The sequence below is a fragment of the Streptomyces sp. NBC_01591 genome (assembly GCF_035918155.1).
In the GTDB taxonomy this organism is placed as follows: Bacteria; Actinomycetota; Actinomycetes; order Streptomycetales; family Streptomycetaceae; genus Streptomyces.
In genome coordinates, this window is sequence record NZ_CP109327.1 from 2,646,257 (window position 1) to 2,659,911 (window position 13,655).

13 protein-coding genes are annotated in these 13,655 nt (G+C 71.4%); 8 read left to right on the forward strand and 5 right to left on the reverse strand.

What is annotated here, in order from left to right; all coding sequences use genetic code 11:
* Nucleotides 1-5 precede the first annotated feature (5 nt).
* The 3 genes from efeB to OG978_RS12315 are packed head-to-tail and all read left to right on the forward strand — an operon-like array spanning nucleotide 6 to nucleotide 3,152.
* Nucleotides 6-1,280, forward strand: a complete 1,275-nt coding sequence (efeB, locus tag OG978_RS12305; RefSeq protein ID WP_326765256.1) for an iron uptake transporter deferrochelatase/peroxidase subunit — start codon at nucleotides 6-8, stop codon at nucleotides 1,278-1,280.
* A gap of 29 nt (nucleotides 1,281-1,309) precedes the next feature.
* The gene (gene efeU / locus OG978_RS12310; RefSeq protein ID WP_326765257.1) at nucleotides 1,310-2,281 is read left to right on the forward strand and encodes an iron uptake transporter permease EfeU; all 972 of its coding nucleotides are present in this window, start codon (nucleotides 1,310-1,312) and stop codon (nucleotides 2,279-2,281) included.
* Nucleotides 2,214-3,152 carry a hypothetical protein gene (locus OG978_RS12315; RefSeq protein WP_326765258.1) on the forward strand — a complete coding sequence of 313 codons (939 nt, stop codon included), beginning with the start codon at nucleotides 2,214-2,216 and terminating at the stop codon, nucleotides 3,150-3,152. Before efeU ends, OG978_RS12315 begins: the two co-directional genes overlap by 68 nt.
* 63 nt (nucleotides 3,153-3,215) lie before the next feature.
* Here the strand turns inward: OG978_RS12315 and OG978_RS12320 are convergent, their stop codons facing one another.
* The gene (locus OG978_RS12320) at nucleotides 3,216-3,962 is read right to left on the reverse strand and encodes a bifunctional DNA primase/polymerase (RefSeq protein ID WP_326765259.1); all 747 of its coding nucleotides are present in this window, start codon (nucleotides 3,960-3,962) and stop codon (nucleotides 3,216-3,218) included.
* Nucleotides 3,963-4,105: 143 nt separating this feature from the next.
* Entirely contained in the window at nucleotides 4,106-4,720 is a 615-nt protein-coding gene (locus OG978_RS12325; protein WP_326770004.1) for a TetR/AcrR family transcriptional regulator, read from the reverse strand.
* Between the two features lie 101 nt (nucleotides 4,721-4,821).
* Here OG978_RS12325 and ddaH point away from each other — a divergent pair, with 101 nt between their 5' ends.
* Entirely contained in the window at nucleotides 4,822-5,706 is an 885-nt protein-coding gene (gene ddaH, locus OG978_RS12330; protein WP_442817676.1) for a dimethylargininase, read from the forward strand.
* A 25-nt stretch (nucleotides 5,707-5,731) separates the two neighbouring features.
* On the opposite strand, the gene OG978_RS12335 is transcribed toward ddaH, so the two are convergent.
* On the reverse strand, nucleotides 5,732-6,727 hold the full coding sequence (locus tag OG978_RS12335) for a small ribosomal subunit Rsm22 family protein (RefSeq protein ID WP_326765261.1): 996 nt from the start codon (nucleotides 6,725-6,727) through the stop codon (nucleotides 5,732-5,734).
* Nucleotides 6,728-6,868: 141 nt separating this feature from the next.
* Here OG978_RS12335 and OG978_RS12340 point away from each other — a divergent pair, with 141 nt between their 5' ends.
* Together OG978_RS12340 and OG978_RS12345 are read left to right on the forward strand one after the other, a co-directional pair.
* Entirely contained in the window at nucleotides 6,869-8,176 is a 1,308-nt protein-coding gene (locus OG978_RS12340; RefSeq protein WP_326765262.1) for a hypothetical protein, read from the forward strand.
* Nucleotides 8,177-8,320: 144 nt separating this feature from the next.
* The gene (locus tag OG978_RS12345; protein WP_326765263.1) at nucleotides 8,321-8,443 is read left to right on the forward strand and encodes a hypothetical protein; all 123 of its coding nucleotides are present in this window, start codon (nucleotides 8,321-8,323) and stop codon (nucleotides 8,441-8,443) included.
* Between the two features lie 26 nt (nucleotides 8,444-8,469).
* Here the strand turns inward: OG978_RS12345 and OG978_RS12350 are convergent, their stop codons facing one another.
* Nucleotides 8,470-9,792: a multidrug effflux MFS transporter gene (locus OG978_RS12350; RefSeq protein WP_326765264.1), complete on the reverse strand. Its 1,323-nt coding sequence runs from the start codon at nucleotides 9,790-9,792 to the stop codon at nucleotides 8,470-8,472.
* Between the two features lie 86 nt (nucleotides 9,793-9,878).
* Between OG978_RS12350 and OG978_RS12355 the strand changes: the two genes are divergently transcribed.
* Nucleotides 9,879-10,916, forward strand: a complete 1,038-nt coding sequence (locus OG978_RS12355; protein WP_326770005.1) for a Gfo/Idh/MocA family protein — start codon at nucleotides 9,879-9,881, stop codon at nucleotides 10,914-10,916.
* Nucleotides 10,917-10,946: 30 nt separating this feature from the next.
* On the opposite strand, the gene OG978_RS12360 is transcribed toward OG978_RS12355, so the two are convergent.
* Nucleotides 10,947-12,575: an alkaline phosphatase D family protein gene (locus OG978_RS12360; protein ID WP_326765265.1), complete on the reverse strand. Its 1,629-nt coding sequence runs from the start codon at nucleotides 12,573-12,575 to the stop codon at nucleotides 10,947-10,949.
* A gap of 264 nt (nucleotides 12,576-12,839) precedes the next feature.
* Here OG978_RS12360 and OG978_RS12365 point away from each other — a divergent pair, with 264 nt between their 5' ends.
* Nucleotides 12,840-13,613, forward strand: coding sequence for an SDR family oxidoreductase (locus OG978_RS12365; RefSeq protein WP_326765266.1), 774 nt, complete (start codon nucleotides 12,840-12,842; stop codon nucleotides 13,611-13,613).
* Nucleotides 13,614-13,655: the final 42 nt, after the last annotated feature.

Genomic DNA, 13,655 nt, shown 5'->3' on the forward strand with positions numbered 1-13,655 from the left:
CAGTCATGTCCGATCAGGCACAGGCCGGCGAAACCCCGAAGGAACCCTCTGCTCCCGCCCCGTCCCGCCGGGCGCTGCTCGGCTGGGGCGGCGCGGGTCTCGCGCTGGGCGCCGTCGCGGCCGGCGGTGCGGTCGCCGCGGTGCGCACGGAGAGCGACGCGGTGCCGGCCGCGGACAGCGGTGCGGCCGTGCCGTTCCATGGTGCGCACCAGGCCGGTATCGCCACCGCCGTACAGGACAGGCTGCACTTCGCCGCGTTCGACGTGACGACGAAGGACCGCGCCGAGCTGATCGCGCTGCTCAAGGAGTGGACGCGGGCGGCGGAGCGGATGACGGCCGGTCATGCGGTCGGCGACGGGGCGTACGGCGGGCTCGCCGAGGCCCCGCCGGACGACACGGGCGAGGCGCTGGGGCTCAAGCCGTCCCGGCTCACGCTCACCATCGGCTTCGGCCCCTCGCTCTTCGCCAAGGGCCGGTTCGGCCTGGAGGACAAGCGCCCCGAGGCGCTCGTCGACCTGCCGAAGTTCCCCGGCGACAACCTCGACGCGGCCCGCAGCGGCGGCGATCTCTGCGTCCAGGCGTGTGCGGACGACCCGCAGGTCGCGGTGCACGCCATCCGCAACCTCGCCAGGATCGGCATGGGCCGCACCGCGATCCGCTGGTCCCAGCTGGGCTTCGGCAAGACGTCCTCGACGACGCCGGACGCCCAGACCCCGCGCAACATGATGGGCTTCAAGGACGGCACCCGGAACATCTCCGGCGCCGACACCGCCGCCCTGGACAAGCATGTGTGGGTCGGCGGGAAGGACGACGCGGGCTGGATGACCGGGGGTTCGTACCTGGTGGCCCGGCGCATCCGGATGCACATCGAGACCTGGGACCGCGCCCCGCTCCAGGAGCAGGAGGACATCTTCGGCCGCGACAAGGGCGAGGGCGCCCCGGTCGGCAAGTCCAAGGAGCGCGACGAGCCGTTCCTGAAGGCGATGCTGCCGACCGCGCATGTGCGGCTCGCCCACCCGGACAGCAACGACGGTGCGACGATCCTGCGCCGCGGCTACTCCTTCACCGACGGCACGGACGGCCTCGGCCGGCTCGACGCCGGGCTGTTCTTCATCGCCTACCAGCGCGACGTGCGCAAGGCGTTCATTCCGCTGCAGCGGCGCCTCGCGGCGCACGACGCACTCAACGAGTACATCCAGCACGTGGGTTCGGCGCACTTCGCCGTCCCGCCGGGCGTCCGCGACAAGGACGACTGGTGGGGCCGGGCGCTGTTCTCGTAGCGGGCCGAAGCAGAAAAGGAGAACGAATCGTGTTCAGCAACTTCCTGATCGGCCTGCGCGAGGGCCTGGAGGCCAGCCTGGTCGTCTGCATCCTCATCGCCTATCTGGTGAAGACCGGCAACAGGAACAAGCTGGTGCCGATCTGGACCGGTGTCGGGATCGCGGTCGTGATCAGCCTGGCGTTCGGTGCCGCGCTCGAATTCGGTTCGCAGGAGATGACGTTCAAGGCCCAGGAGGCGCTCGGCGGTTCGCTGTCGATCGTCTCCGTCGGCCTGGTCACCTGGATGGTCTTCTGGATGCGGCGCACCGCGCGGCACCTGAAGACGGAGCTGCACGGCAAGCTCGACGCGGCGCTCGCGATGGGCACCGGGGCGCTGGTCGCCACGGCGCTCCTCGCGGTGGGCCGGGAGGGCCTGGAGACCTCGCTGTTCGTGTGGCGTGCGGTGCACGCGGCGGACGACGGCTGGCACCCGATGATCGGCGCGCTCCTCGGGATCGCGGCCGCCGTCGTACTGGGCTGGCTGTTCTACCGGGGCGCGCTGAGGATCAACCTGTCGAAGTTCTTCACCTGGACCGGCGGCATGCTGGTGATCGTCGCGGCGGGCGTGCTCGCGTACGGCGTCCACGACCTGCAGGAAGCGGAGTTCATCGGCGGTCTGCACAACCAGGCGTTCGACATCAGCGCCACGATTCCGCCGGACAGCTGGTACGGCACGCTGCTGAAGGGCACGTTCAACTTCCAGCCCGACCCGACCGTTCTCCAGGTCACGGTGTGGGCGCTGTATCTGATCCCCACACTCGCGCTGTTCCTCGCCCCGGTAGGGTTCGGACGGTCAGTGGGGGCGACGGATCGGAAGGCGCGGAAAGCAGCGGATGAGAAGCCTGAGGCCGGTTCGGCTGGCGACGGGGCTCGCGACGGCGACGGTGCTGTCGATGACGGCGAGCGGTTGCGTGACGGTGCACGGCGAGCTGGAAGTGGTGCCGGCGGCAACCAGGTCTGAGGCCGCGCAGGCCCTGAAGGCATTCACCACCGCGTACAACGCGGCGGACAAGGCCTACGACCCGGCCCTGGACGCGGACCGGGTCACCGGGCCACTCGGTGCGATCAACCAGGCCGGGCTGAAGGCGCGGCAGAAGAACCATCCGGACGGCAACCCGAACCACTCGCCGCTGGAGCTGACCGACGCCACCTACCTCATCCCGAAGAAGGCCGGCTGGCCGCGGTGGTTCGTCGCGGACGCCGACTCCAACCGCGACCAGGACAGCGGGAAGCTGGACACCCGCTGGCTGGTCGTCTTCGTCAAGTCCGGGCCCGGCGCCGGGTGGAAGGCCGCCTATCTGTCGGTCGTCGCCCCCTCCCGGCTGCCCGCCTTCGCGAAGGACGGCGAGGGCCGGGCCAGGCCGGTGGCCGCGGACAGCACCGAACTGGCCGTGGCGCCGGAGGACTTGAGCACCCAGTACACGCAGTACCTGGAGAAGGGCACCCCGGACGTCTTCGCCCCCGGCTCCGCCACCTCGGGCTGGCGGGAGGCGCGCCGGACCACCCGGCGGGCGGGTTTCTCGTACCAGTACATCGACCGGCCGCTGGACAGCGGTACGTTCGGCCCGCTCGGCCTGGAGACGGACGACGGCGGGGCGCTGGTCTTCTTCAGCAGCAAGCACTTCGAGCGGCAGACCGCGGCGAAGGGGCTGCGCCCGCCGCTCAACCAGGACGTGGAGGCGCTGCTGACCGGTGAGGTGGAGTCCACCCTCACCAAGGAGCGGGTCTCCAGCCAGCTGGTGTACGTCCCGAAGAAGGGCTCGACGAAGGACGGCGGCAAGGTGGTCATGCTGAACAGGCTGCCGGGCCTGACGGCGGCGAAGGGCTCGTGACGGAACCGGGGCCGCCGCTGGGCGGCCCCGGTCGTCCGCCGGACGGTGTCCTGCGGACACGGTCTAACGGCTCAGCGGCCACGCCACCGAGTCATGGTCGAGATCGCTCTGGTCCGCCGCGTCCGCGTACTGCGCGCACGCGTCGGTGAGCGTCTCCAGCAGGGTCAGCGGGTCGGGCAGCGGGTTCTCCGGCCCGCGCACCCACCGCACGTCCAGTTCACCGGGGAGCCGGGCCGGCGGCAGGAGCACATAGCTGCCGCGGCAGTGCCAGCGCAGCCCAGGGTGTTCGTCCATGGTCTCGGGGTGGCAGTCGAGCTCGCACGGCCACCATTCGTCCTCGTCCTCGGGCGTACCGCGGGTGGCGGTGAAGAAGAGCATCCGGTCGTCGCCGGACCGGGCGACGGGGCCGACGTCGATGCCCGCGGCGAGGAGCCGCTCCAGTGCCTGGGTGCCCGCGGTCAGCGGCACGTCGAGCACGTCGTGGATCATGCCGGTCGCGGTGATGAAGTTGGCCTGCGGCTGGCTGCGGGCCCAGCGCTCGATCTGCGCCCGGTCGGTGGTGGACTGCGTCTGCCAGGCGAAGGAGATCGGGTGCCGGGCGGGGGTGGGACAGCCGATGCGTTCGCACGAACATCGGTATCCGACCGGATGGGCGGCCGGCGCGATCGGCATTCCGGCCTCGGCGACGGCCAGGAGCAGCGCCTCCCGGGCGGTGTCGTCGACCTCGCTCTGGTGCGGTTTGGGTCGGCGGCGAAGCCATTGGGAAAATTTGCTCTCTGAGCCGCGATAACGGCCGAAATCGGCGCCCATCTATCCCCTTACCTCAGCGTTGCCCCTGCCCATGGTCCCACCATCCTGCGCCTCGGGTGGCCGGACTCCCGAAGCGGGGTACGGGCGACGATGCCGTGAGCTGGGCACTATGCCACTTCTTGTCACGAAAAGACGGGTGCGTCTCAGGGCGCCAGACCGCGCAGGGCGTGGTCGACGATCGCGTCCGCGTACTCATGGGTGAGCGGGAGGGTACGCAGCAGCCAACGGTGGGTGAGCGGGCCGACGAGGAGCTCCAGGGCGATCCGCGGGTCGACGTCGGCGCGGACCTGGCCCGCCTCCTGGGCGGCGCGCAGCCGTGCGACGTACAGCTGGAGCCCGGGGTCGAGCAGCTTCTGGACGAATTCGGCGCCGACCTGCGGATCCACGATCCCCTCGGCCGCGAGCGCCCTGGTCGGCGCCTCGAAGGCGGGGTCGTTCAGCTCGTCGACGGTGGCCCGCAGGACGGCCTTGAGGTCGGCCGCGAGATCGCCGGTGTCCGGGATCCCCTGCGCCTGGTCCGCGCCGCTCTGCCCGGCGGCCCGCTCGCCCAGGCCCACGAAGGCCTCCAGGAGGACGGCCGCCTTGGAGGGCCACCAGCGGTAGATCGTCTGCTTCCCGACGCCGGCCCGCGCGGCGATGGCCTCGATGGTGGTCCTCGGATAGCCGACCTCCGCGACCAGGGCGAGCGCCGCGTCGTGGATCGCGCGGCGCGAGCGCTCGCTGCGGCGGCTGGCGTCGGGCAACCGGTTCTCTACCATGCCGGTCAATCTAACAGCGGGACGAGGCGATACGTATCGTCTCCCGATCGCGCGGAACCACCCGATCGGATCACTGCGCGCGGGGCCCCGGAGAGCGGACCATGGGCTCACGCACACACCCGTGCGATGTCCCCCGGCAGGCAACCCCTGCCTTTCGTGAGGAGCCTTCATTGCCTCGTGAAGCCACACCCCGCCGCTACCTGATGTGCGCCCCCACGCACTTCAGGGTGACGTACTCCATCAACCCCTGGATGGACCCCAGCAAGCCCGTGGATCTCTCCCTGGCCCAGACCCAGTGGGAGGACCTGCGCGACCGGTACCGCGCCCTCGGGCACACCGTGGAGCTGCTCGCCCCCCGCCCCGATCTGCCCGACATGGTGTTCGCCGCCAACGGCGCCACCGTCGTCGACGGCCGGGTGCTGGGCGCCCGCTTCGCGTACCGGGAGCGGTACGAGGAGGCCGGGGCCCACCGCGAGTGGTTCCTGGCCAACGGCTTCACCGAGATCCATGAACCGGACCACGTCAACGAGGGCGAGGGCGACTTCGCGGTCACCGCGTCGTACGTCCTGGCCGGGCGGGGCTTCCGGTCCAGTCCCCTCTCGCACGGCGAGGCGCAGGAGTTCTTCGGGCGCCCGGTGATCGGGCTCGATCTGGTCGACCCGCGCTATTACCACCTGGACACGGCGCTGTCCGTGCTCGACGACGCGGGCGACGAGATCATGTACTACCCGGGCGCCTTCTCGCCGGGCAGCCGGTCGGTGCTGGCCCGGCTCTTCCCCGACGCGCTGATCGCCGAGGAGGCGGACGCCGCGGCGCTCGGGCTGAACGCGGTGAGCGACGGGCTCCATGTGCTGCTGCCGCAGGCCGCGACGGGGCTCTTCGATCCGCTGCGGGCGCGGGGCTTCGAACCGGTGCCGATGGACCTGGGCGAGCTGCTCAAGGGCGGCGGCAGCGTGAAGTGCTGCACGCAGGAGCTGCGGGGGTAGCCGCGCGGCCGCCGGGCGGCGGACTTCAGTCGTCCTCGCCGGGCGGCCACTCGTCGCCCCACGCGATGTCCCGGGCGGCGCGGTACAGCTCGCCGTGCCGCTTGGTGACCGTGGCCCGCCGCAGGGCCTCGTCGCGGGTGCAGAGGTCCAGCAGCACCTGTCCCTTGCGGATCTGCGGTTTGCGGGTGACCCGCGCCCGGACGGGCTCCGTCCCGAAGCGGGTCGCCACGACATAGCTGAACTTCTCGTCCTCGTACGGCAGCGAGCCGCCCTTGACCTGCCGGTGCAGCGAGGAGCGGCTGACCCGGGCCGAGAAGTGGCACCAGTCCGTGCCCGGCTCGATCGGGCAGGCCTCGCTGTGCGGGCAGGGCGCGGCGACCGTCAGCCCGGCGGCGATCAGCCGCTCGCGGGCCTCGATGATCCGGGCGTAGCCGTCGGGGGTGCCCGGTTCGACGACCACGACCGCCTGTGCCGCCGCGGCGGCCGTGTCGACGAGGGCGGCGCGGACGTCCGCGGTCAGCTCCTTGAGTACGTAGGAGACGGTGATCAGGTCCGTGGGGGCGAGTTCGAGGCCCGCGCCGATCCGGGCCCGGCGCCACTCGGCGTCGCGCAGGGCGGGGACGCCGGAGAGCCCGGCGAGTTCACGGCCGAGGGCGAGTGCGGGCTCGGCCCAGTCCAGCACGATCGTCCGGGGCCCCTCCCAGGCCCCTGCCACGGCCCAGCTCGCCGCTCCGGTGCCGCCGCCGATGTCGGTGTGCGTGGCGGGCGCCCAGTCGGGGGCGGCCTCCTGGAGCGCGGCGAGGGCGGACCGTACCGCCTCGAAGGTGGCGGGCATCCGGTACGCGGCGTACGCGGCGACGTCGGAGCGGTCGCGGAGCACCGGCGCGTCGGTCGGGGTGGTCCCGCGGTAGTTGGCGATGAGCCGTTCGACGGCCTGGGCGGCCTGCTTGGGCGGCAGCCCGTCGAGCAGTCCGGCCAGCGTCGCGCGCAGGACTTCCGCGGTGGGGAGGGTGGCGTTCACCGACGAATTGTAGGCAAAGCCGGACCACCTGCTTCCGCCCCGGCTTCGGCACCGAACAGCAACGGATCCGAACTGCCGCGAGACCTGCGCAAGTTGCTACGCTGGCCGCCGCGAGGTCGGGATTGCCCATCGAGGGGAACCATGAGACAGAAGATCGTGCGCCTGGCTCTGGTCGGCGGAGTGCTCGTGCTTGCCATGCTTCTTCTGCTCGCCACATGCGGCAGCGGTGAGAAGAGTACGGACAAGCCGGAGAAGCAGAGCAAGAAGAGCTCGACGAAGGTGACGCAGCTCACCGTTCCCTCCGCGTACGCGACGGAGCACGGCTGGGAGCTCATCGGGACCTCGCCCGACTATGCGATCTCCCGGACGACGGGCCGTCTCGCTTACCTGGTGCGGGAGTCGGAGACCAAGTACCAGCTGCGGACCATCGACTCCAAGACGGGTCAGGCCGGCTGGCACGGCGAGAGCTGGCGGCCCCCGTCGCCGCACCAGTTCCCGAGGCTCCTCCCGGTCACCGTCGACGACCACGAGTACTTCGTGACATGGGCGTACGGGAAGGTCGGCGAGAACGCGCTGACCCCCGCCGACACGATCGTCTCGCTGGATGTCTACGACGTGGAGGACGGCTCCCGGCGGCGCGTCGAGGTGCCGTGGAACTCCGTTCCGACGGTCTCCACCACCGGCCCCGGCATCCTCATCAGCGACGGCCGGACGAACAGCGCGGTGGTCGACCCGGTGACCGGCCGGGTGTCGAACGTCGCGGCCGCCGCGCTCAAGTACCCGAAGGGCTGCAAGACCTGCAAGCAGCTCACCGAGGTGCGCGGGCTGACGCAGAAGGGCCTGCTGGTCAGCGGGTCCAAGGAGTTCTGGGTGCAGGGCGGCTGGTTCAGCCGCAATGTCGCCCCCAAGGGCACGGACAAGCTCAGCGGAATCCCGACGTCGGTGGTCCCGGGTCTGATCCTGGCGAAGTGGCAGCTCGCGAAGGGCGCCAAGCGCGCCACCACCCACGACATGTGGGCGGTGCACGACCAGGAGACGGGCAAGACCCTGGCTTCGGTGGAGTGCAGCAAGCCCGCGATAAAGCCGGGCCAGTACCCGCAGCTCGTCTCCGCGCCCTCGGGCTCCTACCTGGTGGCCGGACCGCTCGCGTTCGACCTGGCCACGAAGCGGGGGTTCTGCTTCGAGGGCGCGGACGGCACGAAGCCACTGACGCTGGCCTCCGTGAACGACGAGGGCACCGCGTACGGCGCTGCGAGCGCGCGCAACGCGGCGGACGTGCTGGCCGGCGGCGGCGCCCCGGTCGCGGTCGCCGTCAGGAGCGGTTCGACGGGCGTCCTGCCCTCGAACGTGCGGGTTCCGGGCATGGAGACGGCGGACGGTGTCGGTCTGTTCCGCTGGACGGACGAGAAGGACCGCCCGCACCTGATCGGCTACCCGAGGTCGTCGTAGCGTCGCGGGGTCCGGAGCACGGCGGAAATTCATTCGCCGCGCTCCGGACCCCGTTGTTGCAAGAGGGCGGGCAGGCCCGCTGGGACCGGCCCCCGCCCGCTGTACGCCGACGACTGCGACGAACCCGGTGGGCCAATGCATCCGGTGCGGACCTGCGTGGTCCACACCTTCAAGCACGCGTCGGGAGAGGGCGCGGTGCCGGCGCTCGCCTCCGTCGTCTCCCGCTGCTTCGGGCCGGACCTGATCAGCGGCAAGACCTGGGGCTGAACCACGGACCGGGTCCCGCCGCCCCGCTACGCCACCCGCCGCCAGGGCCGGCACAGCCCGAGGAAGCAGACCATCGCACCCACCGCGCACACCACCTGCACGACAGCCATCGGCACGGCCGTGTCCTCGCCCGCGATCCCGACGAGCGGCGACGCGATGGCGCCGATCAGGAAGGACGAGGTGCCGAGCAGCGCCGAGGCGGACCCGGCCGCGTGCTTCGTACGCATCAGCGCCTGCGCGTTCGTGTTCGGCATCGCCATCCCCATCGCCGACATCAGCACGAACAGCCCGGCGGCGACCGGGACCAGGCCCACCTCTCCGAAGACCCCGGTCGTCATCAGCAGCAGGGCGACCGCGGCGAGCGTGATGACGGAGAGCCCGAAGGCGAGCGCCTTGTCCAGGCTGACCCGGCCGACCAGGATCTTGCCGTTGATCTGGCCCACGATGATCAGGCCGACCGAGTTGATGCCGAAGAGCAGGCTGAACGTCTGCGGCGAGGCGCCGTAGATCTCCTGCACGACGAACGGCGATGCGCTCACGTACGAGAAGAGGGTGGCGAAGGCGAGGCTGCCCGCGATCATGTAGCCGGTGAAGACCCGGTCGGCGAGCAGTCCGCGCATGGTGCGCAGCGCGTCGCCGAGGCCGCCGGTGTGCCGGTCCTGCGGCGGCAGGGTCTCAACCAGCCACTTCCAGACGACGAGGGTGAGCGCCAGGCCGACGAAGGTGAGGACGGCGAAGATTCCGCGCCAGTCGGTGAACCGCAGCACCTGTCCGCCGATCAGCGGGGCGACGATCGGCGCGACGCCGGAGATGAGCATCAGGGTGGAGAAGAACCTGGCCATCTCCACGCCGTCGTACATGTCGCGCACCACGGCACGGGCGATGACGATGCCCGCCGCACCGGCCAGCCCCTGGAGCAGGCGGAAGCCGATGAGCAGTCCGGTGGTGGGCGCGAAGACGCACATCGCGGTGGCGACGACGTAGATGATCATGCCGAGGAGCAGTGGCCTGCGCCTCCCCCACCGGTCGCTCAACGGCCCGACGACAACCTGCCCGAGCGCCAGGCCGGTCAGGCAGGCGGTGAGGGTGAGCTGGACGGTGGCGGCAGGAGAGTGCAGGGACTCGGTGACCGCGGGCAGGGCGGGGAGGTACATGTCCATGGAGAGCGGCGGAACCGCGGTGAGACCGCCGAGGACGAGGGTGACGAGAAGTCCGGTACGCCTGGCCGCTTCGGCAGCGGCTGGCTTTCCGGGGGTTGTGCCGGTGGCTCCGGGCTCTGCGGCCCCGGTTCCGGCGGTCGTTATGTGTGCGCGTTCCTGCTGGGCCCGGCTCATGCCGCTCTCCGGCATTCTCATCTCCATGTCGTTGAATCCGCATCTATGCTCTCAGCTCAGCCGGACTGGTCGAGACCTCTTGGGGAGCAGACATGACAGGCATGAGCGGCACTGTGCGGTGGGGTGTGCTGGCGACCGGCGGTATCGCCGCGGCGTTCACCGAGGATCTCCGGTCGATGCCGGACACGGAAGTGGTGGCCGTCGCATCTCGGACAGATGCCTCGGCGCAGGCGTTCGCGCAGCGGTTCGGGATACCCCGGGCATACGGCAGCTGGGCCGCTCTCGCCGCTGACGACGAGGTCGATGTGGTGTACGTCGCGACGCCGCACTCGGCGCACCGGGAGGCGGCCGCGCTCTGCCTGGAGGCCGGGAAGCACGTGCTGTGCGAGAAGGCGTTCACGCTCAACGCCCGGGAGGCGGACGAGCTGGTGAAGCTCGCCCGGGACCGGGGCCTCTTCCTGATGGAGGCCATGTGGACGTACTGCAACCCGGTCGTCCGGCGCATGACGGCGCTGGTGCGGGACGGCGCCATCGGCGATATCCGCACCGTGCAGGCCGACTTCGGGCTCGCGGGCCCGTTCGGGCCCGAGCACCGGCTGCGCGATTGGGCGCTGGGCGGCGGCGCGCTGCTGGATCTCGGGGTCTATCCGGTGTCGTTCGCGCAGCTGCTGCTGGGCGAGCCGGACCGGGTGCAGGCCGACGCGGTGCTCTCCCCCGAGGGCGTCGACCTGCACACCGCGATGCTGCTGGGCTGGTCGGAGGCGGGCGCCTCGGCGCTGCTGAACTGCTCGCTCGTCGCGGACACTCCGCAGACCGCCGCGGTCACCGGCACGAAGGGCCGGATCGAGTTCCCGCGCGGCTTCTTCTACCCGGAGCGGTTCGTGCTGCACCGGCCCGGACACGAGCCCGAGGAGTTCACGGCCGGAGCCGCCGGAGCCGCCGGGTCTGCGGGCGAGGGGCTGCGCAGGTTGCAGTTCGAGCAGGCCGAGGTGGTACGGGCGCTGCGGGCGGGCGAGACAGAGTCGCCGCTGGTGCCGTTGGACGGGTCGCTCGCCGTGATGCGGACGCTCGACGCGGTGCGTGACCGCATCGGCGTCCGCTATGCGGCGGACGACTACCCGGCCGACGACCTCGGCTGACCGGGGCCGGGGAACGCTGCGCGCAGGGCCTTACGCGGGCGTGAGGCCCTGGTTGCCCACCTCGGTGACGAACGACGCGGCCGTCGTGAGGGGCGCACCGGGCGTGGTGACGGCGGAGACCGTGCGGTAGTCGGCGCGCGCCTGCTCCCGGCCCAGCGTGACGACGGCGTATCCGCGCCGGCCGTTGAAGAACTTCATGTGCGGGTTGGCCTGCATCTGGTTGTTCCAGCTGCCGGGCCGGTCCGAGCCGTCCTTGCCGCTGGTGATGGAGGTGGCGACGATCTCCGTGCCGACGGTGCGGGACGAGGGGTCGTCGAAGTCCTTCTTCAGGTCGAAGCCGTAGCCGACGTGCACATCGCCGGTCAGCACCATCAGGTTGTCGACCCCGGCGGCCTCGGCGCCCTTCAGGATGCGGCCCCGGGAGGCGGGGTAGCCGTCCCACGCGTCCATGGACACCTTGAAGGCGTCGGTGGGGACGTCGCGCCGCTGGGCGAAGGTGACCTGCTGCGGCACGACGTTCCAGGTGGCCCGCGAGGCGTGCCAGCCGTCGAGCAGCCAGCGCTCCTGGGTGGCGCCGGTCATGGTGCGCGACGGGTCCTGGGACTCCGGTCCGGGCGTCTGCCAGCCATCGCCGTACGCCTGGTCGCTGCGGTACTGGCGGGTGTCGAGGATGTCGAACTGGGCGAGCCGGCCGAACTGCAGGCGCCGGTAGAGCCTCATGTCCGGGCCGGTGGGGCGCTGCGGGGCGCGCAGCGGCTGGTTCTCCCAGTAGGCGCGGTACGCGGCGGCGCGGCGCAGCAGGAACTCCTCCGGCGGTACGTCGTTCTCGGGGGTGCCGCCCGCGTAGTTGTTCTCGGTCTCGTGGTCGTCCCAGGTGACGACGAAGGGGTGCGCGGCGTGGGCGGCGCGCAGATCGGGGTCGGACTTGTAGAGGCCGTACCGCAGCCGGTAGTCCTCCAGCGTGACCGTCTCCCGGTTGTAGTGGGCGGGGAGCCTGCGGTCGGTGTAGTTGCGGGCGCCGCCGGTCGCGTTGACGGCGTACTCGTAGAGGTAGTCGCCGAGGTGGAAGACGACGTCGACGTCCTCCTGCGCGAGGTGCTTGTACGCGGTGAAGTAGCCGTCGTGGTACGCCTGGCAGGAGACGGCGGCCAGGCTCAGCGCGCTGTTGCGGGCACCGTGGGCGGGCGCGGTGCGGGTCCGGCCGACGGGGCTGGTCCACGTTCCGGTGCGGAAGCGGTAGTAGAAGGCGCGGTCGGCGTCGAGGCCCTTGACCTCGACGTGGACGCTGTGGTCGAACTCCGGGTGGGCGGTGGCCGACCCGCGCCGCACGACGCGGGAGAAGCGCTCGTCGCGGGCGAGTTCCCAGCGCACCTGCACACGGGCCCGGGGCAGTCCGCTGCCGGACTCGTACGGGCGCGGTGCGAGTCTCGTCCACAGCAGGACCGAGTCGGGAAGCGGGTCTCCGGAGGCGACGCCGAGGGTGAACGGGTCCTCGCCGATCTTCCTGGCGTCCAGCTCGGCGGCGCTCGCGGTGCCCGCGGCGGGCAGGTTGGCCGAGAAGGCGAGCGCGGCGGCGGCGCCGGTGACGGTGAGGAATCGGCGGCGCCCGACCTGCTTGGCGGCGTCGCGCATCTCCTGCTGGTGCGATGAGTGTGACATCTGTCCCTCCCCTGGCTGGTGGTGTACCCGGGCAGTTCACCGGCCCAGCGCATCGGGCGGCTGTCGTGTTCGCGTCGATCGGGCGTCGTACGGATGAGGAATGCGACGGCAATGGGTCCACGGGGACAAAGCGCCCGCCCGGGAGCGGGCAGTGATCATCTTCGGCGGCCGGTCGGCCGGAGTACGAACCCGCCGCCCCACGCGGCGCCTTGACCCCGGACAGCCCCACACGCCCCGGGGCGGCAGGGCGTACGCTGCGGCGTCATGAGCAACAAACTGTTGAATTCCGATGCGAAGACGGCGGTCGTGACGGGCGCGGGCTCCGGGATCGGCCGCGCGGTGGCGCTCGCCCTGACCGGCGCCGGCTGGTCGGTGGTGCTCGCGGGCCGACGGCCCGAACCCCTCGCCGAAACGGCCGTGCTGGCCGGGGAGAACGCCCGGGTGATCACCGTCCCCGCCGATGTGTCACGCCCCGATGACGTGGCCGCGCTCTTCTCCTCGGTACGGGAGTGCTTCGGCCGCCTCGATCTGCTCTTCAACAACGCCGGTACGTTCGGCCCGCGTTCCGTCCCCGTGGAGGACCTCTCGGTGGCGGACTGGCGCTCGGTGGTGGACGTGAACGTGACGGGCGCGTTCCTGTGCGCGCAGGCGGCGTACCGGCTGATGAAGGAACAGGACCCGCAGGGCGGCCGGATCATCAACAACGGCTCGATCTCCGCCCATGCGCCGCGCCCCCACTCGGTCGCCTACACCACGACCAAGCACGCCATGACGGGACTGACGAAGTCGCTTTCGCTGGACGGGCGTCCGTACCGGATCGCCTGCGGGCAGATCGACATCGGCAACGCGGCCACGGACATGACCGAACAGATGCGGACCGGCGTCCTCCAGGCCAACGGCGAACTCGCGGTCGAGCCGGTGATGGCAGCGGCGGACGTGGCCCGGACCGTACTGCACATGGCGGAGCTGCCGCTGGAGGCGAACATGCAGTTCGCGACGGTCCTGGCCACGGCGATGCCGTACGTGGGGCGCGGCTGACGGAGCGATCCCGACGAGCCGCCCGCCGGAACGGAAATGTCC

Coding starts and splice junctions, on each gene's coding strand:
- OG978_RS12365 (WP_326765266.1), top strand. CDS start 12,840: ATGAGCAACAAACTGTTGAATTCCGATGCGAAGACGGCGGTCGTGACG.
- OG978_RS12350 (WP_326765264.1), bottom strand. CDS start 9,792: ATGCCGGAGAGCGGCATGAGCCGGGCCCAGCAGGAACGCGCACACATA.
- OG978_RS12315 (WP_326765258.1), top strand. CDS start 2,214: ATGACGGCGAGCGGTTGCGTGACGGTGCACGGCGAGCTGGAAGTGGTG.
- OG978_RS12355 (WP_326770005.1), top strand. CDS start 9,879: ATGAGCGGCACTGTGCGGTGGGGTGTGCTGGCGACCGGCGGTATCGCC.
- OG978_RS12325 (WP_326770004.1), bottom strand. CDS start 4,720: ATGGTAGAGAACCGGTTGCCCGACGCCAGCCGCCGCAGCGAGCGCTCG.
- ddaH (WP_442817676.1), top strand. CDS start 4,822: ATGGGCTCACGCACACACCCGTGCGATGTCCCCCGGCAGGCAACCCCT.
- efeB (WP_326765256.1), top strand. CDS start 6: ATGTCCGATCAGGCACAGGCCGGCGAAACCCCGAAGGAACCCTCTGCT.
- OG978_RS12340 (WP_326765262.1), top strand. CDS start 6,869: ATGAGACAGAAGATCGTGCGCCTGGCTCTGGTCGGCGGAGTGCTCGTG.
- OG978_RS12360 (WP_326765265.1), bottom strand. CDS start 12,575: ATGTCACACTCATCGCACCAGCAGGAGATGCGCGACGCCGCCAAGCAG.
- OG978_RS12320 (WP_326765259.1), bottom strand. CDS start 3,962: ATGGGCGCCGATTTCGGCCGTTATCGCGGCTCAGAGAGCAAATTTTCC.